Origin of the sequence: Pseudoalteromonas sp. A41-2 (assembly GCF_015767615.1) — a bacterium.
Taxonomy (GTDB): domain Bacteria; phylum Pseudomonadota; class Gammaproteobacteria; order Enterobacterales; family Alteromonadaceae; genus Pseudoalteromonas; species Pseudoalteromonas lipolytica.
This window is the reverse complement of sequence record NZ_CP065231.1, coordinates 2,881,157-2,904,673: the sequence shown is the minus strand read 5'-3', so window position 1 is coordinate 2,904,673 and position 23,517 is coordinate 2,881,157. Positions and strand designations below refer to the sequence as shown.

The 23,517-nt window shown below is 42.5% G+C and carries 24 protein-coding genes; 13 read left to right on the top strand and 11 right to left on the bottom strand.

The features are described 5' to 3' along the window. The first annotated feature begins 66 nt into the window (after nucleotides 1-66). From IT970_RS13110 to IT970_RS13100, 3 genes are all read left to right on the top strand, one after another. Nucleotides 67-1,701 carry an ABC transporter permease gene (locus IT970_RS13110; protein ID WP_196857404.1) on the top strand — a complete coding sequence of 545 codons (1,635 nt, stop codon included), beginning with the start codon at nucleotides 67-69 and terminating at the stop codon, nucleotides 1,699-1,701. Then, nucleotides 1,698-2,741, top strand: coding sequence for an ABC transporter ATP-binding protein (locus tag IT970_RS13105; protein WP_065979650.1), 1,044 nt, complete (start codon nucleotides 1,698-1,700; stop codon nucleotides 2,739-2,741). The genes IT970_RS13110 and IT970_RS13105 overlap by 4 nt, the downstream gene beginning before the upstream one ends. A gap of 64 nt (nucleotides 2,742-2,805) precedes the next feature. Beyond that, complete coding sequence (locus tag IT970_RS13100; RefSeq protein WP_118844615.1) at nucleotides 2,806-3,705, top strand: Dyp-type peroxidase; 900 nt, start codon at nucleotides 2,806-2,808, stop codon at nucleotides 3,703-3,705. Nucleotides 3,706-3,707: 2 nt separating this feature from the next. Here the strand turns inward: IT970_RS13100 and argR are convergent, their stop codons facing one another. Next, entirely contained in the window at nucleotides 3,708-4,175 is a 468-nt protein-coding gene (gene argR / locus IT970_RS13095; RefSeq protein WP_036965948.1) for a transcriptional regulator ArgR, read from the bottom strand. 226 nt (nucleotides 4,176-4,401) lie between these two features. On the opposite strand from argR, the gene mdh reads away from it, so the two are divergent. Then, nucleotides 4,402-5,337, top strand: a complete 936-nt coding sequence (mdh, locus tag IT970_RS13090) for a malate dehydrogenase (RefSeq protein ID WP_036965950.1) — start codon at nucleotides 4,402-4,404, stop codon at nucleotides 5,335-5,337. A gap of 98 nt (nucleotides 5,338-5,435) precedes the next feature. Here mdh and ispB read toward each other — a convergent pair whose 3' ends face one another. Continuing rightward, on the bottom strand, nucleotides 5,436-6,407 hold the full coding sequence (ispB, locus tag IT970_RS13085; protein WP_036965954.1) for an octaprenyl diphosphate synthase: 972 nt from the start codon (nucleotides 6,405-6,407) through the stop codon (nucleotides 5,436-5,438). A gap of 410 nt (nucleotides 6,408-6,817) precedes the next feature. Between ispB and rplU the strand changes: the two genes are divergently transcribed. The 5 genes from rplU (at nucleotide 6,818) to IT970_RS13060 (ending at nucleotide 9,735) form a co-directional block, all read left to right on the top strand. After that, on the top strand, nucleotides 6,818-7,129 hold the full coding sequence (gene rplU, locus IT970_RS13080) for a 50S ribosomal protein L21 (protein ID WP_036965957.1): 312 nt from the start codon (nucleotides 6,818-6,820) through the stop codon (nucleotides 7,127-7,129). A 16-nt stretch (nucleotides 7,130-7,145) separates the two neighbouring features. Next, nucleotides 7,146-7,403, top strand: coding sequence for a 50S ribosomal protein L27 (rpmA, locus tag IT970_RS13075; RefSeq protein WP_036965960.1), 258 nt, complete (start codon nucleotides 7,146-7,148; stop codon nucleotides 7,401-7,403). A 157-nt stretch (nucleotides 7,404-7,560) separates the two neighbouring features. After that, nucleotides 7,561-8,715, top strand: a complete 1,155-nt coding sequence (gene cgtA / locus IT970_RS13070; protein WP_036965963.1) for an Obg family GTPase CgtA — start codon at nucleotides 7,561-7,563, stop codon at nucleotides 8,713-8,715. 80 nt (nucleotides 8,716-8,795) lie between these two features. Beyond that, a complete protein-coding gene (gene folA / locus IT970_RS13065) occupies nucleotides 8,796-9,275 on the top strand; it encodes a type 3 dihydrofolate reductase (protein ID WP_036969051.1) in 480 nt (159 codons plus the stop codon). A gap of 79 nt (nucleotides 9,276-9,354) precedes the next feature. After that, nucleotides 9,355-9,735 carry a DUF3718 domain-containing protein gene (locus IT970_RS13060; RefSeq protein WP_036965965.1) on the top strand — a complete coding sequence of 127 codons (381 nt, stop codon included), beginning with the start codon at nucleotides 9,355-9,357 and terminating at the stop codon, nucleotides 9,733-9,735. 387 nt (nucleotides 9,736-10,122) lie between these two features. Here IT970_RS13060 and IT970_RS13055 read toward each other — a convergent pair whose 3' ends face one another. The 7 genes from IT970_RS13055 to lptD all read right to left on the bottom strand — a co-directional run bounded on the left by IT970_RS13055 (nucleotide 10,123) and on the right by lptD (nucleotide 18,850). Beyond that, the gene (locus tag IT970_RS13055; protein ID WP_036965967.1) at nucleotides 10,123-12,138 is read right to left on the bottom strand and encodes a methyl-accepting chemotaxis protein; all 2,016 of its coding nucleotides are present in this window, start codon (nucleotides 12,136-12,138) and stop codon (nucleotides 10,123-10,125) included. A gap of 140 nt (nucleotides 12,139-12,278) precedes the next feature. Beyond that, nucleotides 12,279-13,094 carry a symmetrical bis(5'-nucleosyl)-tetraphosphatase gene (locus tag IT970_RS13050; protein WP_036965970.1) on the bottom strand — a complete coding sequence of 272 codons (816 nt, stop codon included), beginning with the start codon at nucleotides 13,092-13,094 and terminating at the stop codon, nucleotides 12,279-12,281. A gap of 6 nt (nucleotides 13,095-13,100) precedes the next feature. After that, nucleotides 13,101-13,490 (bottom strand): Co2+/Mg2+ efflux protein ApaG, encoded by a 390-nt coding sequence (gene apaG, locus IT970_RS13045; protein WP_036965974.1) that lies wholly within the window; start codon nucleotides 13,488-13,490, stop codon nucleotides 13,101-13,103. Continuing rightward, nucleotides 13,474-14,280 (bottom strand): 16S rRNA (adenine(1518)-N(6)/adenine(1519)-N(6))-dimethyltransferase RsmA, encoded by an 807-nt coding sequence (rsmA, locus tag IT970_RS13040; RefSeq protein WP_065979654.1) that lies wholly within the window; start codon nucleotides 14,278-14,280, stop codon nucleotides 13,474-13,476. Before rsmA ends, apaG begins: the two co-directional genes overlap by 17 nt. Next, nucleotides 14,280-15,269, bottom strand: a complete 990-nt coding sequence (gene pdxA / locus IT970_RS13035; protein ID WP_065979655.1) for a 4-hydroxythreonine-4-phosphate dehydrogenase PdxA — start codon at nucleotides 15,267-15,269, stop codon at nucleotides 14,280-14,282. Before pdxA ends, rsmA begins: the two co-directional genes overlap by 1 nt. Nucleotides 15,270-15,274: 5 nt before the next feature. Next, nucleotides 15,275-16,567, bottom strand: coding sequence for a peptidylprolyl isomerase SurA (gene surA, locus IT970_RS13030; RefSeq protein ID WP_118844614.1), 1,293 nt, complete (start codon nucleotides 16,565-16,567; stop codon nucleotides 15,275-15,277). 36 nt (nucleotides 16,568-16,603) lie between these two features. Then, on the bottom strand, nucleotides 16,604-18,850 hold the full coding sequence (lptD, locus tag IT970_RS13025; protein WP_065979656.1) for an LPS assembly protein LptD: 2,247 nt from the start codon (nucleotides 18,848-18,850) through the stop codon (nucleotides 16,604-16,606). 103 nt (nucleotides 18,851-18,953) lie between these two features. On the opposite strand from lptD, the gene IT970_RS13020 reads away from it, so the two are divergent. Genes IT970_RS13020 through djlA form a run of 3 tightly spaced genes read left to right on the top strand, consistent with a single transcriptional unit; the run spans nucleotide 18,954 to nucleotide 21,490 of the window. Then, nucleotides 18,954-19,955, top strand: coding sequence for an aminoglycoside phosphotransferase family protein (locus IT970_RS13020; protein ID WP_196857403.1), 1,002 nt, complete (start codon nucleotides 18,954-18,956; stop codon nucleotides 19,953-19,955). Next, a complete protein-coding gene (gene murU, locus IT970_RS13015) occupies nucleotides 19,952-20,611 on the top strand; it encodes an N-acetylmuramate alpha-1-phosphate uridylyltransferase MurU (RefSeq protein ID WP_065979658.1) in 660 nt (219 codons plus the stop codon). Before IT970_RS13020 ends, murU begins: the two co-directional genes overlap by 4 nt. Nucleotides 20,612-20,629: 18 nt before the next feature. Then, complete coding sequence (gene djlA, locus IT970_RS13010; protein WP_118844612.1) at nucleotides 20,630-21,490, top strand: co-chaperone DjlA; 861 nt, start codon at nucleotides 20,630-20,632, stop codon at nucleotides 21,488-21,490. On the opposite strand, the gene IT970_RS13005 is transcribed toward djlA, so the two are convergent. Both IT970_RS13005 and rluA read right to left on the bottom strand, forming a co-directional pair. After that, a complete protein-coding gene (locus tag IT970_RS13005) occupies nucleotides 21,473-22,396 on the bottom strand; it encodes a DUF3530 family protein (protein WP_196857402.1) in 924 nt (307 codons plus the stop codon). The genes djlA and IT970_RS13005 overlap by 18 nt on opposite strands. A 59-nt stretch (nucleotides 22,397-22,455) precedes the next feature. After that, complete coding sequence (rluA, locus tag IT970_RS13000; protein ID WP_074988943.1) at nucleotides 22,456-23,109, bottom strand: bifunctional tRNA pseudouridine(32) synthase/23S rRNA pseudouridine(746) synthase RluA; 654 nt, start codon at nucleotides 23,107-23,109, stop codon at nucleotides 22,456-22,458. A gap of 133 nt (nucleotides 23,110-23,242) precedes the next feature. On the opposite strand from rluA, the gene IT970_RS12995 reads away from it, so the two are divergent. Then, nucleotides 23,243-23,473: a hypothetical protein gene (locus tag IT970_RS12995; RefSeq protein ID WP_036966004.1), complete on the top strand. Its 231-nt coding sequence runs from the start codon at nucleotides 23,243-23,245 to the stop codon at nucleotides 23,471-23,473. Nucleotides 23,474-23,517 lie beyond the last annotated feature (44 nt).

The following is a 23,517-nucleotide window of genomic DNA, read 5'->3' as shown; positions in this document are numbered from 1 at the left end:
GCGGCATTGCTTAAACAGCTTTTGTTTTATATCGCCCTGTTATTAATGAAGGAATAACAGCCTCGTATGCATGTGAAGTTTTCGTTGTCTCGCTGGCAGTTAATAGCTTGGTTTATCGGGTTATTGCTTGTAACACCTCTTGGCTTTTTATTAGTGGAGTCTCTGCAAGGAGGCTCTGATGTGTTTCAGCACTTGTTTGATACTGTGTTGTGGGATTACACCCGCAATACTCTATTCTTGATTGCTGGAGTCGGGCTTTTAAGTTGCCTCATCGCGCTGCCATTAGCGTGGTTGACTGCGTATTGTGAGTTTCCGGGGCGAAAGCAATTTGAGTGGGCGCTCATGCTGCCACTTGCCATGCCGACCTACTTAATTGCTTATGTTTACACGGACTTACTCGATTATGCAGGTCCCGTACAAATTGCGCTACGTGATTGGTTTGGTTGGCAATCGCCGGATGACTATTGGTTTTTCGATATTCGTACCTTAACAGGAGCAATTGTGATGATTGCCCTTGTGTTGTATCCCTACCTGTATTTAATTTTCAAAACAGCACTGAGAGAGCAATCATTTAAACTTGTGCAAGCCAGCCAGTTAATGGGGTTGTCCCCTTTGCAAAGCTTCTTACGAGTAAGCTTGCCACTTGGCCGCGGCGCTATTGTGGCGGGTATTACCTTAATTAGCATGGAGGCGATGGCTGACTTTGCAACAGTGAATTATTTTGCTGTGAGTACATTGACGACCGCCGTTTACGATACCTGGTTGGGGTATTACTCTCTCACTGCGGCTGCAAAAATTTCTGGCATTATGTTGCTCATTTTATTCTTAACCCTGATGCTTGAGCGCTACAGCCGAAGAAACCAAGCCGTATATGAGCGCCAATCAAGTGTTAATAGTGCGACGTTATACAGCTTAAAAGGCAGCGCAGCCTGGGGGGCAACAATAGCCTGTAGCCTTACTTTGCTGCTGGCGTTTTTATTACCCGTGGCAGTGCTTGTGAAGTACGCTATTGTGTATGCGGAAGATGCGTGGAATGGTGCATTTTTTAATTATGCATGGCAAAGCCTCAAGGTTGCTGTCGTCGTGAGCCTGGCGACTATTATACTGAGCTTATGTGTGCTGTTTTATCAACGCATAAGTAAAGACCGTTACCCCCTTATTCCTGGACGTCTAGCGAGTACAGGGTACGCACTACCAGGCACGGTGCTTGCTATCGCCGTTTTACTGCCTTTAACGCAGCTTGATGACTTACTGAATGCATGGTTAGAGCCGCACGGTTTTTCGTTAGGCCTAGTATTAAGTGGTACTCTATTTGCGATGGTTTTTGCTTATATAGTGCGTTTCTATGCAATTGCGCATGGAGCGCTTGAAAGTAGTTTCTTACGTATCAGCCCCTCACTCGATATGGCGAGTCAATCAATGGGCAAAGGGCCTTTTACAACCCTGTATAAAGTTCATTTACCCTTGCTAAAACGCGGTATATTAACCGCAGGATTATTAGTATTTATTGAATGTATGAAAGAGCTACCCGCCGCATTGCTCTTGCGTCCATTTAACTTTGAAACTTTGGCCACGCATGTTTTTCAGTATGTCAGTGATGAACAATTAGAGTTAGCGTCTATTTCGGCCTTGTTTATTGTTTTAGTAGGACTAATTCCTTTGTATTTCGTTAATCGTTCGATGGAGCACAATCACTCATGAGTCATTTGATAATTAAAGACTTAGCCTACCAATATAATGGCACTAAGGTATTGAGTGAGCTTACTCTAAATGTGAAGCAAGACGAAATAGTCTGTTTATTAGGCGCCAGTGGGTGTGGTAAAACCACCACGTTAAAAGCAATTGCAGGTATTTTACAGCCATCGCAAGGATACATGAGTATCGACTCACAAGTGGTCAATGACAATCATCATTTTATTGCGCCAGAAAAACGAAATATCGGCATGATGTTTCAAGATTACGCTTTGTTTCCGCATCTAACAGTAAGCGATAACATTGCCTTTGGTTTGAGCAATATGAGTAAAGCACAAAAACGTGAGCGCGTGAGTGAAATGCTCAGGTTGGTTAAACTAGATGGCTGTGCAAAACGATACCCACATCAACTCTCCGGTGGGCAGCAACAACGTGTCGCAATAGCGAGAGCTTTGGCATATAAACCCAGTTTATTACTACTTGATGAGCCATTTTCGAACATTGATACCCAAGTGCGTTTTGAATTAATTGCTGATATTCGTCGGATTATAAAAGACCAACAAGTTTCCGCTGTTTTTGTGACGCACTCAAAAGAAGAAGCGTTTGCCTTTGCTGATACGCTTGCGGTGATGCACGGTGGAAAAATAGCGCAACAAGGCACTCCCGAGCAGTTATTTAGCCAACCTAACTCAAAGGAGGTTGCAGAGTTTCTTGGTACGGGCATATACTTAACGGCAAAAGTCTTAACGCCAACTGAATATGAAACGACGTATGGTGTCATACATTCGCTAACCGAAAGCAAGCATCAAGGTCAACACGGTGTGGTGTATGTACGACCTCATCATATTAAGTTATGTGAGGCAGAGCACGGCGATGTAAGTAGTCAAGCCATACTAAACAGACGTTTTATCGGTACGCGTTATGTGTATAAGGTACGTATTGCTGGGCAGGAGCTAGAAGTTGCTGCCGAAAATGATCGTGTACTAGCGGTCGAGCAACCAGTAAAAATAAAAATAATGCCACATACGGTCAATTTTTTCGAAGATTAAACAGAACGTTATAATCCTGAATTCCTTGTCTGTATGTTTGATAACGAGTAGCTAAGGATTCATTATGGCGCAAGCGCAATCTGGGATTTGTGCTGAAGCAAACTTACACGGTTTGCACCTGTTTTTTAATGTTTATGATGGTCACGATGAGTCATTACGCAAAAAACTTAAACGCGTAAGCGTCATTCAAGACGAGTTTGCAGACCAATTCTCTGAAGCCATGTTGTCATGTGTGGTTGCGCTTGGTGCGCAGTACTGGCCACATATACTGCCAGAGTTTATTCCAAGCCAATTACAAAGCTTTCCAAATGTGACGCACAGTGAGCACGTCATGAGTGCGCAGCCATTCGATTTGTTTGTGCAAATTCGCTCTGATCGTGAAGATGTAAATCACCTTTTTGCTCTACAAATCATTAAATTATTTACACCTGATGTTGAGTTGGTGGAACAAGTTCGTAACTTTCGCTTTTTAGATGGCCGCGATTTTAATGGCTTTATTTATGCGGGAGACACTCCGCATGGGCGACAAAAGCGAAGCACCGCACTGATTGATAAGCCGGGTCATTTTGAAGATCAGGGAAGTTATATTCATGTGCAGCGTTTTGTGCATGACCTAAGCGTGTGGCAACATTTGTCGTTATCTGAGCAAGAGCAAATCATGGGGCGTACACGTCTTGATAACACGTTAATAATGCCAGCTGTTGAAACGAGTCATGCAGTACGAAGTGAATTAAAAGATGAAAAGGGTCAGCCTCTCATACTCAATCAAAGCATGCCGTTTGGTGACGTTCATAAACAGGGCATTTTAATGGTGTCGTGTGCAGCGCAAGGTGATGCGTTTGAACAGGTACTCAAAAGCCGATTAGGGCAGGGCGAATGTTATGACCATTGGCTCGATTTTACACAAGCCGACATGGGGTCTGCATTTTTCGCCCCGTCAGTAAACTTTTTGAAGCAGCTTTAACGTTAAACTGTATCGAATAATGTTCTAACGCGGTCTAGCGTGACATCGATTTCAGAAATTTTTGCAGGGGCGATAAAAATAGTGTCGTCGCCTGCAATTGTACCCAGTACACCGTCTGCCTTACCTAATGAATCAAGTAATCGGGCAATCAGCTGTGCAGCCCCTGGGCTGGTACGAATAATAATCATCATTTCGTTGTGCATGATGTCGATAACAAGCTGACGAAGAGGGCTCTTTGCGGTTGGCACACCCATTTCGGCAGGTAAACAATACACCATTTCTTGTTTTGCATTGCGTGTGCGTACAGCGCCAAATTTACTCAACATGCGTGATACTTTACTTTGGCTAATATTATCAAAGCCTTGGTCTTTTAATGCTTCGACAATCTCACCTTGTGAGCCAAAGTTTTCTTCTTTTAATAACGATTTAAACGCTTTGATCAGTGCTTCTTGTTTGTCTTGTGGTTGCATGTTGTCGTTTCTTTTATTCATCAAATATGAAGTAATTCTACACAATTCTGCATAGTTATGCAGTATTTGTTTGCATTTGTCGTCCAAATACCGTCACGTTACAGCTAAGTTTACAACTATGGTCGAAATTATACGCGAAATAAGCAGGATAAATTTGTTTTTAGTCGCTAATTTCATTATCTTTAGGGCCACAAATATTTCCTACCTCAAATTACGGAGAATTCCAATGAAAGTTGCTGTTTTAGGCGCAGCTGGCGGTATCGGCCAAGCATTGTCTTTATTATTAAAAACAAGTTTACCTGCAGGTTCTGAATTATCGTTATACGATGTTGCCCCTGTTGTTCCTGGTGTAGCGGTTGATCTTTCTCACATCCCAACTGACGTTAAAGTTGAAGGCTTTGGTGCAGACAGCTTGGACGCTGCATTAGTAGGTTGTGATATCGTTCTTATTCCAGCGGGTATGCCACGTAAGCCGGGCATGGACCGTGCGGACCTTTTCAACGTAAACGCAGGTATCATCAAAACATTAGCTGAAGGCATCGTTAAAAACTGCCCTAAAGCGTTAGTAGGTATCATCACTAACCCAGTAAATGGCACAGTGCCAATCGTTGCTGAAGTATTCAAAAAAGCGGGTACTTACGATGCTAACCGTGTATTCGGTATTACGACTCTTGACGTGATCCGTTCTGAAGCGTTTGTAGCTGAACTTAAAGGCTTAAGCGCAACTGACGTTAAAGTCCCTGTTATTGGTGGTCACTCTGGTACAACCATTCTGCCACTTCTTTCACAAGTTGAAGGCGTTACTTTCACTGATGAAGAAGTTGCAGCACTTACTCCACGTATCCAAAATGCAGGTACTGAAGTTGTTAATGCTAAAGCTGGTGGCGGTTCAGCAACACTTTCAATGGGTGCCGCAGCGGCTCGTTTTTGTATGTCTTTAGTGAAAGGCTTACAAGGTGAAGACGTGGTAGATTACGCATACGTTGCTGTTGAAAATGGTGATGCTGCTTACTTCGCACACCCAGTACGTTTAGGTAAGAACGGTGTTGAAGAAATTCTTTCTTACGGTGAGTTAAGTGCATTCGAAGAGCAAGCTAAGAACGACATGCTAGCGACACTTAACAAAGACATCCAAGAAGGTGTTGATTTTATCAACGGTTAATCCCGATTGATGCTAAACGCTTCACATGCATGTTGAAGCGCTTAAAACAAAAAAGCCTGCAATTGCAGGCTTTTTTAATGGCTCGAATAAAGTATCGCTTAGTGATCGCGGGCGACCGCAATCCGCGCTAAGCTTTCTAACGCTTGTTTGTATGGCGTGTCGGGTAAAAAAGCAATGCATGCAATGGCTTTATCAGCTTCTTGCTCTGCTTTTTGCATTGTAAACTCAAGGGCTTTGGTATCAGCGAGCGTCGCTAGAATGCTGTCTAAGTGATCCATACCATTGCCTAGTTCAATGGCTTCACGAACTAGTTTTACTTGCGCTGGTGTGCCTTTTTGTATCGCGTAAATAAGCGGTAAAGTAGGTTTACCTTCAGCTAAGTCATCACCAATGTTTTTGCCAAGTTGCTGTGCATCAGCATTGTAATCAAGTACATCATCTACTAGTTGAAAAGCAGTCCCTAAATGCATGCCGTATAGGTTTAATGCGTCGAGGACTTTTTCGTCTTGCTCGGTAATGATAGCGGCAAGACCCGTTGCGGCTTCGAAAAGCTTGGCGGTTTTGCTGTAAATAACCTGCATATAGCTTTGTTCGGTGGTGTTAGGGTCATTACAGTTCATAAGCTGCAACACTTCACCTTCAGCAATGACATTGGTCGCATCAGCTAAAATTTGCATGATCGGCATTTTGCCAAGCCCAACCATAAGCTGGAATGAGCGAGTGTAAATAAAATCACCCACGAGCACACTGGCTGCATTGCCAAACTCTGCGTTTGCGGTAGGTGTACCTCGACGCAAATTAGACTCATCAACCACGTCATCATGCAGCAAAGTTGCTGTGTGAATAAACTCAATGATGGTTGCTAGGGTAATGTGATCTTTACCCTCATAGCCTAAAGCTTTAGCTGCTAAAATAGCCAACATGGGGCGAACACGCTTGCCACCACTGTTAACTATGTATAAACCAAGTTGATTAACCAACGCGACATCTGAGCGCATTTGGGCATGTATAAGTTGATTGACGTCATCCATTTCATTTTCGATTAACGCCTGGATAGCTTTTATATCCATTGATCTCCGAGCCAATTTTTATGGGTATACGAGGCTGATTGTACATCAAAAATTGCGCTTGCTCGATATTTTGTGATGATTCAATAAAAAAACACGTTAAAGTTTCTGTTTTCGGCTCAATTATAGCGACTTAATTTTATCTGCTTGTTTAATAAGTGAACATTCTAGACTGATTTATTAGCTATATTTGCCTCGGTCATTTAATTGTCACAAGATCGCAAAAACCGCTTGGCAAGCGGTGTTTTTAGGATAAAATAAGGGAAAATATTGAATTGCCCTTAATGCAGCTATTTTTTATTCATTTTATCTAAAAAGAGGCTTGCTAGTTTTTGCGCATTAGCGTAAACTTCGCGCCCTATTGAAGAATATTTTAGTTGCGTCGATTTGAGGGCGCACAGACGGAGTTAATTATGTACGCGGTTTTCCAAAGTGGTGGTAAACAGCACCGTGTGACTGAAGGTCAAACAATTCGTCTTGAGAAATTAGACGTTGAAACTGGTGCAGCAGTTGAATTTGATTCAGTACTTTTAGTTGCTGATGGTGAGAAAATCGAGATCGGTGTACCGTTCGTAAACGGTGGTAAAGTGACAGCTGAGGTTGTTTCACACGGTCGCGGTGAGAAAGTGAAGATTGTTAAATTTAGACGTCGTAAGCATTCTCGTAAGCAAATGGGCCATCGTCAATGGTTCACTGAAGTTAAAATCACTGGCATTAGCGCTTAATTAGAGGTACTTAGAAATGGCACATAAAAAAGCAGCTGGTAGTACTCGTAACGGTCGCGATTCAGAAAGCAAACGCCTAGGTGTTAAGCGTTTTGGTGGCGAATCAGTTCTAGCGGGTAGCATCATTGTTCGTCAACGTGGTACTAAGTTCCACGCTGGTGCAAACGTAGGTATCGGTAAAGACCACACTATCTTCGCAAAAGCAGATGGTAAAGTTCAATTCGAACAGAAAGGTCCTTTAAACCGTAAATACGTAAATATCGTAGCTGAGTAATCATCTCGATATTTGAAAAACCCCGCCTTTGCGGGGTTTTTTGTTTTAAGGCACTCGATTATATAGCTAAGCATCTTCGGCACTGTACGAAGATGCTTAGCTATATAATTAGGTGTATAATACAGTTATTAACAAGCCAATCTTAAAGTGAGTAATCATGAAGTTTGTAGATGAAGTGGAAATTCGTTGTGACGCGGGTGATGGCGGCAGCGGTGTCGTATCTTTCCGACGTGAAAAATATGTGCCGGATGGCGGTCCTGATGGCGGCGATGGCGGCGATGGTGGCAGTGTCTATCTACAGGCCGATGAAAACTTAAATACCTTAATTGATTATCAGTTTGAGCGTTTTCATAAAGCAGAGCGTGGCACCAATGGTCACGGTCGCAATATGACCGGTAAGAAGGGCAATGATTTAGTCCTTAAAGTGCCTGTTGGAACCCGGATTACAGATGTTGACACTGAAGAGTCATTAGGTGATTTAACGATGCATGGCCAGAAACTGGTTGTTGCAAAAGGGGGCTTCCATGGCTTGGGGAATGCACGCTTTAAATCAAGTACGAACCGTGCTCCGCGCCAAAAAACATTAGGTACGCCTGGCGAAGTAAGAAATTTACGTTTAGAACTGATGTTACTTGCTGATGTAGGCTTACTGGGGTTACCTAATGCGGGCAAATCAACATTTATTCGCAGCGTATCTGCGGCTAAACCTAAAGTTGCTGATTATCCATTTACAACGCTTATTCCTAATTTAGGGGTTGTGCGTCCTGATGCTAATAAGTCATTTGTCATAGCCGATATTCCAGGATTAATCGAAGGTGCCTCTGATGGAGCGGGTCTTGGTATTCGCTTCTTAAAACACTTAGAGCGTTGTCGTGTGCTGTTACATATCATCGATATTATGCCTGTCGATGGCACTAACCCAGTGGACAATGCGTTTGCGATTGTTAATGAGCTTCATCAGTACAGCCCTAAACTTGCTGATAAGCCGCGTTGGTTAGTGTTTAATAAAATAGATTTGCTGCCAGAAGACGAAGCTGAAGCACTTTGCCAACAAATAGCTGAAGAGCTGGGTGAAGAAACTAATGTTTACCGAATTTCTGCCGCAAACAAGCAAAATACCCAAGCACTTTGTCACGATATCATGGCGTTGCTTGATAGTATGCCGAAAGAAAAATTCGCTGAAGAAGAGAAAGAAGAAGTTGAATTTAAATGGGATACATACCATCAAAAAGCAACGTCGAAAGATGACGACGACGATTGGGATGATTGGGACGATGATGACTACGATGTTGAAGTTATCTACCAACGTTAAAGTTTAAAACGGAAAAGGAGCCTCGCGCTCCTTTTTTATTAATAAGAAAAAAGTATTAAAGGTGTAGTGTGAAAATTTCAATGATTGCTGCAATGGCAAATAATCGTATTATTGGTCAAGACAATCAAATGCCTTGGCATTTGCCTGCCGACTTACAGCACTTTAAACAGGTTACTATGGCTAAACCTGTGATTATGGGACGTAAAACCTTTGAGTCTATAGGTCGACCATTACCAGGGCGTCAAAACATAATTATTAGCCGTAATGCTGATTATAAAGCGGAAGGGATTGAGGTCGTAACGTCGCCAGATGCGGCGCTAGCCCTAGTAAAAGAGGCAGATGAAGTGATGATCATCGGTGGAGGAAATATTTATCAGCAGTTTCTTCCTCACGCAGAGCGACTTTATTTAACCTTCATTGATCTTGATGTAGAGGGAGATACGCAGTTCCCAGATTACGAAAGTGTTGCTAACTGGACAGTTGTCGAGCAGGAAGAGAAACTGCCAGATAACAACAATCCACACCCGTATACTTTTGTTACTTTGTATAAAAAACCTTAACAATATTGCGATAAAATGGTTTGATTGGTACAATAATAGTCAAGCTTGGTAAGCTAAAAGTATTACATAAGGGCAAAATATGATGAAGTTACCAAATATGTTATTAGCCGCAGCAGTTGTTACGGCTTCAGTTGCGTACACAGCACCTGTTAAAGCCGACGATCAACAGTTGGCGCTTTCACTTTGTGAGTACATTGCTGCAGATGATAAGAATCGTTTACGTGATAAACTAAAAAGTTCACGCGTAAAGATCCGTAATATCATCGACGCTTTTAAGTGCAATGACAACAATATGCTTCGTCATGCAATTGTGAGTGGTGCAAACGATACGGGTGAGTATATTGTTAAGCGTTTACCATCTTCTTCATTTGAAGACGGTGCAGACATCGCATGGGCTGAAGCCAATGGCTTTGGTGGCTCGCCAGTTGTTGCTGCTATTAAAGAGCGCGCAGGTCTTTAATAGTAAAGCCAAACAGATTTATAAAAACCGCACTCGTTGCGGTTTTTTTATGTCTGTGAATAATACCAATTCAAAATCATACTAATACCTATCTGCAATAATTCTTACTCATTTTGAGTGATTACACCAGTCGCTAGCTGCGTTAAAAATGTCTGATTTACGACTGCATGGATGCCGGAGGGAGAGTAATGCAGGAGCAATTGCCGAGCACAACTAAATAACGAAATTTTTGTCTTGTTATCAACACGGTTTTATTGCCTCAAAATAGACCTCTTAATTAAGCGCAGTGCTATGAATGGGGATCATTGAATGAGCTGAAGGGGGAATAAAAAAACCGTGTTTGCAATGCTAAACACGGTTTTTCTATTTAGGTATAGCGAAGGCTATTTAAACTTTAAAGGCATCTACCGACAGTCGTAATTCTTCAGCTAATTTAGCGACTTCTGAGCTTGAGATGTTCGTCTGGTTAGCCCCTTCAGCTGTTTGCTCTGCAATAGCAACGATTGACTCTAAGCGCTCGCTGATCTCTTGCGAGACTTGTTGTTGTTCGTGCGCAGCTGTCGATATTTCTTCACTTACGTTATGTGCTTGGGCAACGGCTGCGGTGATTGAGTCAAGTGCAGTGTTGGCTTGGTCTGATTGCTCAACACATGATTCAGCTTGTTGCTTACCTTTAGACATTGCGGCAACAGCGGCTTCAGCACCAATTTGCAGTGATTCAATCATGGCTTGGATTTCCTGTGTAGACTCTTGAGTTTTGCTCGCAAGAGAGCGTACTTCGTCTGCTACAACAGCAAAGCCACGGCCTTGTTCACCTGCGCGTGCTGCCTCAATAGCGGCATTAAGTGCAAGAAGGTTTGTTTGCTCTGCAATGCCACGTATCACATCTAAGATACCGCCAATTGATGCACTGTCTTTATGCAGCTTATTAATGACTTGAGACGCGTCATCGACTTCACGAGCAAGCTGTTCAATCGTCGCTTTGTTTTGCGATGAGATACCTTTAACACGCTCGGCTTCTTTATCTGCGTTTTTAATTTCACTCAGCGCTTGTTGAGCACTGCTGCTAACCGCTTGAGAGGTACTGCTCATTTCTGTCGTCGCCGTTGCTGCTTGTTCTACTTGTGCTTGCTGGTTACGAATGGCTTGGCTTGACTCTTCGGTAATCGCCGATGTTTCCTCAGACGCAGCGGCAAGTTGCGTAGAACGAGAAATAATACCTTGGATTAGCGTACGTAAGCTTTCTATTAATGTATTACAGCTACGTGAAAGCTCACCAAATTCATCTTTTGCAGTGTCATCTAAACGTTGTGTCATATCACCACTGGCAACGATATCTAGAATACGGTTTACTTCAGAAAGTGGCTTAGTGATACGGTTTACAGTCATGGCTGCAACAACGATTGCAATGAGCGTTGCAATAATCATAGCGACCCAAGTCCAAAGCGTAGCCGTTGTTACGTTACCACTGACGTCTTGCTGTAAATCAAAGGCAAGCACTGTGGCATGATCAACGAGTTCACGCAGTTGTGTTAATGCTTCTGTTGTCGAGTTTTCGGCATTAGCAAGCTCCGCTTCAGTTTGAGCAATGGCATCAATTAAACGTTTTTTGTTGGCCGATAAACTATTTGAACCTTTTACATTGTTGGCAAGTGTTTCAAAGTAGCCGTTTAAATCATTGTATAGGCTTGCATTCGACTCAATAACAGCGGGGCGAATTAAGCTTAAGCTGCGCTCAATTTCTTCAAGGTAATATATTTGCTCTTTTTTAATGATTTCTAGCGTATTCAGTGTTTTCACTGTGAGCATATCAGTGCTGTTAGTCACTAATGATTGAAAATGATTTTCTAAGTTATTTGCCGCTTGATAAGCACGTGAGTGATTCTCTTCTAAGCCATCAATATCAATAATATCGAGTACCACAGAGTTTGCATCTTCAGCGCTAAGCTCAATACTTTCAAGTTGAGTACTGAGAGTTTTGTTAAGTTCAAGCTGCGTTTTTTTATCTTTAAACAGGTTATCAACCGATTTAGCAAAACGTTTATAGGTTTGTTCTACTTGTTGACTACTTTGTTTTAGTTTTGGGTCATCACTAACCACGTTTTGTAAATCTTGATAAGAATTATCATAACGTTTTTTCTGTTCATTAAAGCTGCTACGTGTCGCTGCTAGCTCATCTTGTGATGCTGTGTAAAAGCTCGCTTGTGCGGATTTACTCATTAAGATGAATTCGACCTGTAGCTCATAGCTTTTATCGAGAGCAGGGAGTGACAGCTGATTAACTCGCTGTGTAGATTGATCAATATTGGTAATTCTGATCAATGAGTTACCACCAATAAATAGCAAGAGTAGGGTAATGACAATAAAGCCGCCCCAAATACGCTGTCTAACGGTCAAGTTCATATGTAATTCCACTAATAGTACTAATCAGTATTTATCGGCAGGGTTGCTGATAAGTTAAGTATTTAAATTAAATTGGCTTTTATTTAAATTTACTTTAATTGATATAAATCTAACAGATGTTCAGTTATTTTTCAGTTAATTTAGATAAAAGAGTGAGAACTTTCGACAAAACGCTCTTTTTTACTGAGTTCCATGAGAGTCATTTCTCCTCCCCACACACAGCCTGTATCAAGGCCATGTATATTTGCTCGTTGGGTTTTTCCTTCAATTGCCGCCCAGTGACCAAAAACAATCTGCTGCGTTAATTGCGTTATATTCGGGTGTTCAAACCACGGTATTGTTGAGCTATTTGCACTGGTACTGGTTTTGTTTGTGAGGTCTAAATGGGCCTCTTTGTCTACAAAACGCATGCGTGTGAAGTAATTTACAATGTAGCGAAACTTAGCTTCATTACTGAGTGTTGACTGCCATTTAGGCGGATGAGTATCGTACATATGGCTAAAAAAATGTCGAGCATCAGCACCTTGATAGCAATTCTTTGCAAAGCGAGCGCGTTTCAATGCTTTCTTAATCGACCAATTGGGGTTTAAACCGGCATGACTTATGAACATGTCATACTTTTCAAGCCATAGAGCAAGTGGTTGTTGCTGTAAAAATTGAATATAGTCAGTGAGTTTAGAGCTGCTAAAAACAGCACTGAGCTTATCTTTTGGGTTGTGTGGTTTATTTAAATGATAACACGCGATCATGTGCAGGTCATGATTGCCAAGCGTAATGCTGACACTGCCTTGCATTGCATAGAGTCGCTCAAGGCACCCAAGGGAATCTGGGCCTCGAGCAACTATATCACCAACTAGGTATAGGTGGTCTTTGCTAGGATTAAAATTAACGCGCTTGAGTAGTGCGTCAAATTCACTGTAGCACCCTTGCAAATCCCCTATCGCGTAGTCAGCCATCGATACTTAATGCAGTATGTTAGGGCGTGCTAGACGAAACACGTCAATCGGGGCTTCAAATTCAGTGCCGAATTCGTTACGCATGGTGTAATAACCTTGCATTGTCCCTACAGGGGTGTCGAGCACTGCGCCGCTGGTGTATTTATAACTTTCACCTGGGGCAATAGTGGGGGTTTCACCAACGACACCTTCGCCTTGAACTTCGACTTCCTTGCCATTGGCATCGGTAATTAACCAGTAGCGACTTAATAGCTTAGCACTGCACAAACTATGATTTTTAATCGTGATAGAGTAAGCAAAAACGTATTTATCTTGTTCAGGCTCCGATTGACCTTCAACGTAGAAGGTCTCAACAGAGACCTTAATTGGCGAACCTAAATTACTGCTTGTTGTCATAAATCCAATTAGCTATATCAATAAATTGTTGTAAAGACAGACTTTCTGCACGAAGTGTAATATCAATACCAATGCCTGTAAGCTCTTCAGCAGTCAGAAGGTTTGATAAACTGTTGCGCAGTGTTTTACGACGTTGGTTAAACGCTTCTAAGCACACAGTGTTTAAAAGCTTGGTACATTTAGCTGTACGTTGCTCAGGCTTCTTAGGGATCAAACGAATGACCGCTGAATCAACTTTAGGTGCAGGTTTAAAGCACTCTGGGGGCACATCAATCACTGGCATTGCATGGCAGTAATACTGTGTCATGACAGTTAAGCGGCCAAAAGCTTTGCTACCAGGGCTTGCTACCATGCGCTTAACAACCTCTTTTTGAAGCATAAAGTGCATATGCTCAACGTTGTCAGCAAATTCAAATAAATGAAACAGCAGAGGAGTCGAAACATTGTATGGCAAGTTACCAAAAATCTTTAGTTTTTCGTCTTCTTTAATCAGGGTGCTAAAATCAAACTTCATTGCATCACCTTGATGCACTGTTAGTTTTGGCCCTAAAAAAGGATGGCTTACTAAACGCTCTGCTAAGTCTTTATCTAGCTCAACAACAGTTAGATGGCCACTTAAGTCTGCAACGGGTTCGGTGATAGCACCAAGACCTGGGCCGATTTCTACTAAATTGTCTTCGGGTTTAGGATCGATAGCCGTCACAATTTTATCGATGATCATGTCATCATTTAAAAAGTTTTGGCCAAAACGCTTTCTGGCGCGGTGTCCTAAATGTACTTTATCAGTCATTAATTTTGTGCTTTTTCATGGGCGAGCTTAATTGCTTCGCGGATCGCTAATTCAAAACTACCCACATCGGCGGTCCCTGTGCCGGCTAAATCAAGCGCCGTACCGTGATCCACTGATGTGCGAATAAATGGCAAGCCAAGGGTGATGTTCACCGAGTTGCCGAAACCTTTGTATTTTAGCACAGGTAATCCCTGATCGTGATACATAGCAAGCACGGCGTCAGCCTGTGACAGGTATTTATCTTGAAATAATGTATCAGCGGGCAGCGGACCAATTAAATTCATACCCTGATTATTTAATAATTCGAGGGTGGGGGCTATCGTATCTATTTCTTCGCGGCCTAAATGACCATCTTCACCAGCATGTGGGTTTAAACCACACACTAAAATACGTGGTTTTTCGATACCAAATTTAGTCTGTAGATCGTGGTTTAAAATCGTTGCCACTTTGCTTAGGCGCTCAACGGTGATAGCACGTGACACATAAGCTAATGGAATATGTGTAGTGACAAGGGCAACACGTAATCCCTCGGTTGCAAGCAGCATCACTACATCTGCTGTATTAGATTGCTGCGCAAAGTACTCGGTATGACCGCTAAACGAAATACCCGCTTTGTTGATAATGCCTTTGTGCACAGGGCCTGTGACTACTGCCGCAAAGGTGCCATCCATATTTTTTTCACTGGCGATACGAAGCGTATCTAAGACATATTGACCGTTTGCATCATTTAAGACACCCACTTCAACTTCTTCAGCTAGGTCAACCTGATGCAAATAGACACTGCCTGCCGGTGCAATTGCTGGAGCTTGGTCTTCATCAAATTTGATCAGGTCGATGTTTAAACCAAGCTGTTTGGCGCGTTGTTTTAATAACGCACCATCAGCAATTACGACAAGTTGGGCATCCCACGCGTGTTGCGCTAACTTAATTAATAAATCAGGGCCTATACCTGCGGGTTCACCTGGGGTGATTGCTACTCTTATTGTCATAATGATTATTCTACAGGGAAGATATCAACATGAGCTTGCTCACGCATTTCTTGCTGCCAGTTGAAGCTTTCTTCTTTAAACTTACGATTAAACAGCAGTTGATGCGCACGGTTACGTTTAGCAAGTTCAGTCTTATCTGCGACACGTTTATCAAGCAACTGCACAATATGCCAGCCAAATTGCGTTCTGAATGGCTCACTGATCTCGTTTTTATCAAGTGACAACAAGGTGTTTTTGAACTCAGGCACATAGGTGCTTGGGTCTGTCCAATCGTATTCGCCGCCTTTTAGCGCAGAACCTGGATCTTCAGAGTACTCTTTTGCAAGTTCAGCAAAGTCGGCGTTACCTTCACGCAAGTCTTTCGCAAAGCCTTTAAGCATCTCGCGCGCTTTTTCTTCGCTTAAAATGATAGACGGTTTAATAAGGATGTGACGAGAGCGAACTTCTGTGGTTTCAACCACTTGGCGACCACGTACATCTTGTACTTTAATAATGTGGAAACCTGCGCCTGAGCGAAGTGGACCAACGATATCGTCTTTTTTCTGACCTTTTACAGCCTCTGCAAAGAGTGAAGGCATTTCATTAATACCCATCCAGCCTAACTGACCACCTTCAAGCGCTTTTGAGCCACTTGATGATGAAATTGCAATGCGCTTGAACTCTCTACCTTCTTTTAAAAATTCAATGACTTTGTCAGCACGTGTTTTAGCGCTGGCAATTTCATCGGGTGTTGCATCACTTGGAATATCAATCAAGATGTGGCCGATATTGTACTCTTCGGCATTTTTACCTTGTGTTTCCATTATTTTTAAAAGGTTATCAATTTCTTGTGGGCTGATGTAAATACGGCGATCGACGTTAGCACGTGTAACTTGCTGGGTGGTGATCTCTTTACGTATTTCTTCGCGGTAAGCGGGAAAACTTTCACCAGCCGCTTCAATCGTGCGACGCAAATCAGCAATCGTGCCACCTTGCTCGCGCGCCATGTTTTCTAGCGTTTGGTCAAGCTGTGAATCCGAAATCTCAAGGCCCATACGCTCTGCAAGTTGCATCATAAGAGTTTGGCTTACAAGTCGTTCAATCGCTTGAATGCGCAACGTATCATCCGATGGGAGCTCTTGGCCTTGCTCGGCTGCTTGTGCTTTTACGCGATTAATAATTGTGTCGACTTCGCTTTGTAAGATAACACCTTGGTTAACGATGCCGACGACTTTGTCTATTTCGACAGGTTTTGCGAAAACGCTTTGGCATAAGCCAACTGTTAATAATGCTGATGCAAATAATTTTTTTAAATTCATACTTTTTCTAATACTCTTGCTAATAGTACTGCGGTACTAGTTATTAAGAAAATACGGTCTACGATAGCCAAAAATACCTTGTTGTAATAATTTTTGTGCATCATAACGGCTTTTACTACCAAGTCCTTTTAACACGATATTGAAGCCAATACTGGTATCAAAAGTGGCTTGCTCTTGGCCAATCGCTTGATTCAAATCGGTTTCGATTTGACGACGGCCAGTGATTTGAAACGCCCAGCAGCACGATTCATACTGCAGGCCGCTGAAAACCTCAATGCTACGACCACTTTCTAAATCGCGGTGATAGCTGCCAACAAACTGCCAATCATGTGTTAGCGGAATGCTGGTAAATAGACCAACTTGCTCGATTGTATTGCCTGAGACATCATTTGCATAGCGATGGTTCAATTGTACGAGCTGTTTATCGTCACCTTTATAATCTAAAGTGATATTTGACTGGATTATTTCTTTACCATCGGTGTCATATTGAATCCCCCCAGATAAATACCAGCGACGGTGCCAATGTAACATGGTTTGCGCGGCAAACAAGGCATTGTAGTTTGTATCAGACTGAATCCCTTGCGAAGTCGGTTTGGCATCATCGCTTAAATAAAAGATTTGCCCAGCACTGAAATTAAACACTTCTTCATTGTCGCTGCTAAATAAGCGCGTTGTTGCACCTAAAGTAAATTGATTTGCGGTTGCTATGCGGTCGATGCTCGAAAAGCGACGATCTCTAAACAAACCAAAAAAGTCATCTTGTAACTTGGTGGTATCGTAAAGGCCAATATTCGACTGGTCTTTATTGGGTGTATACAAATACTGAATTTGAGGTTCTAACGTTTGAATGCCTTCTTTGAAGAAAAAAGCGGTTTCACGTTCAAAGTTTAGTTGGCTGTATAAACGTACTTTTGGCAGTGTACGTGTGACTTTTTCTTCAAAGTCAGTGCCCGTTAGATCACCGTGTTGATTATAAGTGGTGTGTAATAGGCTTACTTCAGATAAAAAAGACCACGCATACTCTTGATACCCCAAACTGGCTTTTGGTTCAATGTGAAGGCGGCTTGCTTCATCAATCACTGCATTGTTATTGGTAAAGTAGCTAAGTTCACCGTCGAGTGTTAAATCGACACCATAAAAGTCGTATGGGTTAGTTTGTGAAAAACTAATTTGTGGTAATGCTGCATAAGATTCACGGTGATCACCGAGCACTTCAAAGCTTTGAAGTTTGATGTCGGTACGCCACGTATCACCTAAATGCGTTAGTGAGCCTGTACGATATAACTGGGTATCTGTGCGAGTGGCATAATTCGAGTTTAAATCGGTTAAGTAGTTATCATCGCTCACATTGGTAATATCAATGTTGCCGCGCCAGTTCTCACCAAAATAACTTTGCTGTTGCCAGTGAAATAAATAGCGCGAGTCAACACTTGGCTCTTCGTCGTCTTTATCAAGGTACTCTACAGCGATTAAACCGTTATTTTGTTCTGTTAAATAACGAAACTCACCAATCATTTGTAAGCCACGCTTAGACATATAGCGTGGCGTAATTGTTGCGTCGTAATTTGGCGCTATATTCCAATAATACGGCGTGATAGTTTCAAGACCGTAGCGACCAGAGCTTGAGAAATTAGGTGTTAATAACCCTGACTTACGGCGGTCATCTAATGGAAAAGTGAAATAAGGGATATACAACACGGGCGTATCGAATACGCGTAATACGGTATTGTGAGTTTCACCCCAGCCATCTTCACTCGATAAATCAATTTCATCTGCTTCAATTGCCCATACCGGTGTTTCGCCCGGACAGGTAGTAAAGCTTGCGTTCATAAGGTTTAGGCCAGACTCATTGACTGTCAGTTTTTCTGCGCCACCATGACCGAGTTGGTCGGTGAGCTTATAGTCAGCGCCAAGTAGGCTTAATTCAGAGTTATTTAAATCTGCGTTGAGCCCAGAGCTATTAATTTGGCTAACTTTATCGCGATAAACGATAGGGCCGGTTGCATTAAGTAGACCACGTTGTTTGTCAATCAGTGCACTTTGTGCGGACAAATTCATCGTTAGGGTGTTAATATCTACATTACCGGTAAATTCTGCGCTTTGGGTACCCAATAGTTCAATATCATCGGATTTGATATCGATCATATTAAGTTCAAGGCCAGGGAGCGGTTGCCAAGCTCTGGTTTGCATTGAAGTGCCACAAAAGTTGTGTGCCAGTTCAGTTTCGGCGAACGATGGTGCGCTAAGTACGCTTAGCATCATTATGCCCCAGGTTTTGCTCATTTAATGACCTTAATGCTCTTTGGTTGGATATAAGCTAGACATAATAAAGGAAAACAATGGCAAATACAGTAATTGACTTAGTGAAAAATAGATATCTTACTAAATGAATCGTTATAAAAGTTTACAGCAGTTTTTAAATCCTCATTTTAAGGAGGATGAATATCAATTAGCAGCCATCACTGGCGATGCGAGTTTTCGTCGGTATTTTCGTATTAATACCGCAGAACAAAGCTTCATTGTGATGGATTCTGATCCTGATAAATTAGATAACACGCCCTATATTGAACTAAACAAAGTGTTCTCTAAACATGGTTTTAAATTACCAAAAATTCTTCAGGCTGATGAAAAGCAAGGCTTCTTTTTACTGAGTGATTTAGGCAATACACATTTAGCTGACTTACTTGGCGATGAAGACCGCACGCTACATTATAAGCATCTCATAAAGCTCAGTGCACAATGGGCGCAAACACCGCCTGCTCAATATATGAAAGTGTTTGATGATGACTTTTTGCAATTTGAATTGAGCATTTTTAGCGAATGGCTTGCCGATGCGTTTATTGATTGTTCGTTGTCGGATGAGCAAACACAGATGTGGCAAGATGCCTGTCAACTGCTGGTCAATAATGCGCTGGCGCAACCTATAGTGACCGTACACCGTGATTTTCATAGTAGAAATATTATGCGTACAGGACAGCAGTGGGCGATTATTGACTACCAAGATGCAGTGCAAGGGCCAGTGTGTTATGACTTAGTGTCGTTACTTCGAGATTGCTACTTTCAACTTCCTGAACATGAACTCGACTATTTACTGCATTTTGCCTATGACGAATTTACCAAGCAGCAGTTAATTCACGGAATTACGTTTGAGGTGTTCAAACGGTGGTTTGATTTAACAGGAATACAGCGTCACTTGAAAGCGGCCGGTATTTTTTGTCGTTTAAAATTACGCGATGGAAAATCTGGCTATTTAAATAATGTGCTGCCAACGCTTCAGTATATTAGTAATGTAAGTAAAGATTACCCAGAGTTAAGTGCACTCAGTGAGTGGATTGAACACACTATCATTGTGCAGACTAAAAAGCGGTTAGACAAAGAGATTAAATGAAAGCAATGATTTTAGCGGCAGGCCGTGGAAAACGCATGATGCCGTTGACTAGTACGCTGCCTAAACCGATGTTAAAAGTGGCAGGTAAACCATTATTAGCACACCACATTATTAACTTACGCCAAGCAGGCATTGTTGATATTGTCATAAACCTTGCATGGCAAGGAGATAAAATAAAGCAGTACTTTGGCAATGGCGAAGCGTTTGGCGTCACCATACAGTACAGCCAAGAGTGCGAAGGTGGGCTTGAAACAGCCGGTGGCATACTTCACGCTTTGCCCTTGCTTGGCGAGCACTTTGTGGTGATTAACGGGGATGTATTTACTGATTACGATATGACGTCACTCACACAACTGCATTTAGAACCCGGCGAAGCGCACCTTGTTTTGGTTGAAAACCCAGCCCACAATCCTGACGGTGATTTTGCGTTACGCCATTTAGGTCCCGATAGTCAAAAGTACACGTTTTCAGGTATTAGCCGTTTTCATGCTGACTTTTTTAAAGGCCTAACACCGGGTGTGCTTGCACTAGGGCCTATCCTGCGTGAGAAGCTGGCAGAGTATCAAGTATCCACTGAGCTGTACCTTGGTCAGTGGGACGACATAGGCACACCAGCCAGACTCGACGAACTAAACCAGCGCTTAGCTGTAAAATAACAACGAGGGTTTATCATTATGTGGGGAAAAGTACTGGGATTCTGTTTTGGCTTTATGTTTGGCCGGTTTGTTGGCGCTTTGCTGGGGTTGTACCTTGGTCACATGTTTGATCGCAGCTTAAAACAAGACTTTGATAAAGCGGGCGGTTTCTCCGGCCTGTTTAAAGGTGATGATATTAATGAACGTCAAGCGCTGTTTTTTTCAAGCTGCTTTGCGGTTATGGGTCATATTGCCAAATCAAATGGTCGAGTCAGTGAAACGCACATTAAAGCTGCGAGTGTCTTTATGAATGAAATGGGCTTGTCGGGTGATGAGCGCCGTGAAGCACAAGATGCATTTCGAAGCGGTAAAGAAGCCGATTTTTCACTAAAAGAAACGGTTCATGATTTTAAAGAACGTTTTGCCCGTCGTCATGACTTGCTGCAATTGTTTCTAGAAATTCAAATTCAAATGGCATTCTCTGATGGTCATCTTGCAGAACAAGAAAAACAATTATTGCACGAGGTGAGTAAACAGTTAGGAATTTCGCGCACACAATTTTCATTCTTACTAAAACGTTACCAAGCTGAATTTGCATTTCGTCAGCAGCAACAGCGCTTTTATGAGCAACAAAACCAACAACACAGTACTCATAATGAGCAACAGGGTCATCGAGTCCCGCCAAACAATAGCATGAACCGTGCTCAGGCACTTGCGTTACTTGGCTTAAGTAAGGATGCGTCTGCGCGTGATATTAAAGTAGCTTATCGTAAGCTCATGGCACAGCATCACCCTGATAAGCTGGTATCGCAAGGGCTACCTAAGCACATGATGGAAGTCGCGGTGAAGAAAAGCCAAGATATTCAAGCCGCTTATGAATATTTAAAGAAGGCGGCGTAAAAAGCCGTCGACTTCTTTGAGCAACCGCTCGTGTTGCTCAGGTTCTGTGGGGGTTCCGAACAATTCTCGTTGTCGATAATCATATTTAGCGTTGCGCCTAACCCAGCGTTTTCTATCGTTGACGCTTTGAAGTGTGTCTGGGTTACCTTCACTGTAGAAAATATCTAATAGTGGTGGGCTAATGGTCGACAACGTGGCATTGAGATGCTGGTTTCGAATACTGTTTGGAAGGTAGCTTCCTAAACTAATAAAGGCATTCAACTCGTTATTGGGAAAGCTTGCATAGTGCTCAATAAGTAGCCCAGCACTGGCACCCTGTGCCAGTACTATAATGTTGCCACCTTCATCCATCGCGCTGTTATACAAAGCATTGAATCTAGCAATTAACTTTAGTTTGTAATCATCAAGTATCGCTTCACTTATGTTTGGCTTCGCTGAGACAAAGTGAGGCGCTTGTTGTGTTTGGGCTGGTGGAGCTGAGTCAGCTTGCTGATTATTTTGCGTTGTTGACTCAGTTTCAGAGTTATCAGTGGGCTCTGGCACCGCCATATCGGCAGGGTGCCAGTCAATATCAGGCATAGTCATAGCGAGTGTCGCATAGCCAATATCATTTAATTGCTTACGTAAAAAGTTGATCCCCGCATTATTGGTAGGCACGTCTTGCCAGTCTGGAATAATTAACACGATGCCACGTTGTGTTGGCGCCATAGATTGACGATATAAACTAATGAACTCATCGTCACCGGCCAGTAAAGTACGCACTTCATCGCTGGGTAAAAAACGTTGAATATCGTTTGTAACGAGGCTTGACCAAGGCGAAGGTTTAATAAAATCAGCCCCATTCACTGTGCTAACTAGCGCAAAACTGGCTGCGAAAAGTAACGTCTGTAAAGGGGATAAAGTCATGCCGATATCACTTAATTAAGGTCTAGGTATGTATCGGCAAGTCGGCGTAAATATTTAGTTTAAAATTCTGGAGCAGCTTCAAACACCATTTTTTCATCACTGGCAGGGTGAGTTAAACTCAGCATTTCTGCATGAAGTTGCAAACGAGGAGCCAGCGCTAATGCTTCTGAGTGGGCATACAGTCTATCCCCTAAAATTGGGTGACCTAAAGACAGCATGTGCACACGTAGTTGGTGAGAGCGCCCTGTAATTGGGGTCAGCTCAACGCGCGTTGCCTGAGCTTCATGCTCAAGTACTTTAAAGTGTGTTAATGAAGGCTTGCCTTTGTCGTGATCAACCATTTGTTTAGGGCGGTTCGGCCAATCACAAATAAGCGGTAAATCGACGGAACCTGTTTGCTGTTCAAGCTTTCCAAATACACGCGCAACATAGCGTTTGGCGGTTTTTCTATCTTGAAACTGAATACTTAGATTGCGATGTGCTTCTTTATGCATCGCTAAACAAATAATCCCTGAGGTTGCCATATCTAAGCGATGAACAATTTTAGCGTTAGGAAATACGCGGTTAACGCGTGCAATAAGGCAATCGGCATGTTTTGGGTCCTTACCCGGCACCGTAAGTAAACCACTTGGTTTATTGACGATCAGTAAATCATCATCTTGATAAACAATGCTCAAATAGGGGGTCATTGGGGGATTATAATTGAGTAACACAGCCAGCCTCGATGATATGCAAGGGCGTTATTTTAAAGGAGTATCAATGCTTACACAATGCTAGGAGTGGTTTTGAATTGTTATCCGATATACAGTTGCTTACTTAGCGAATTTGCAAAACAGGAGTCATTGAATGTTTTTTTTGGGCCGTATTCGCAGTAAGCCTTGCACACGATGCGGATTACACGTTAACGACCGCGAACCTGAGTGTTGGCACTGCAAAGACCTTACTGACTTACAAGCTGTGTATTTAAAAAAAGCTTACACAGAAGATGTCATTAAGAAAAATAAAGGCTTAGCCGCTCTCTTTTGCAAATTAGCCGCCGTCGCGTTGGTGATAAGCCTCGCTGCGTTTTTAATATAAAAAACGCGATGTGGGATGACATCGCGTTGCTTATTTATACGTTT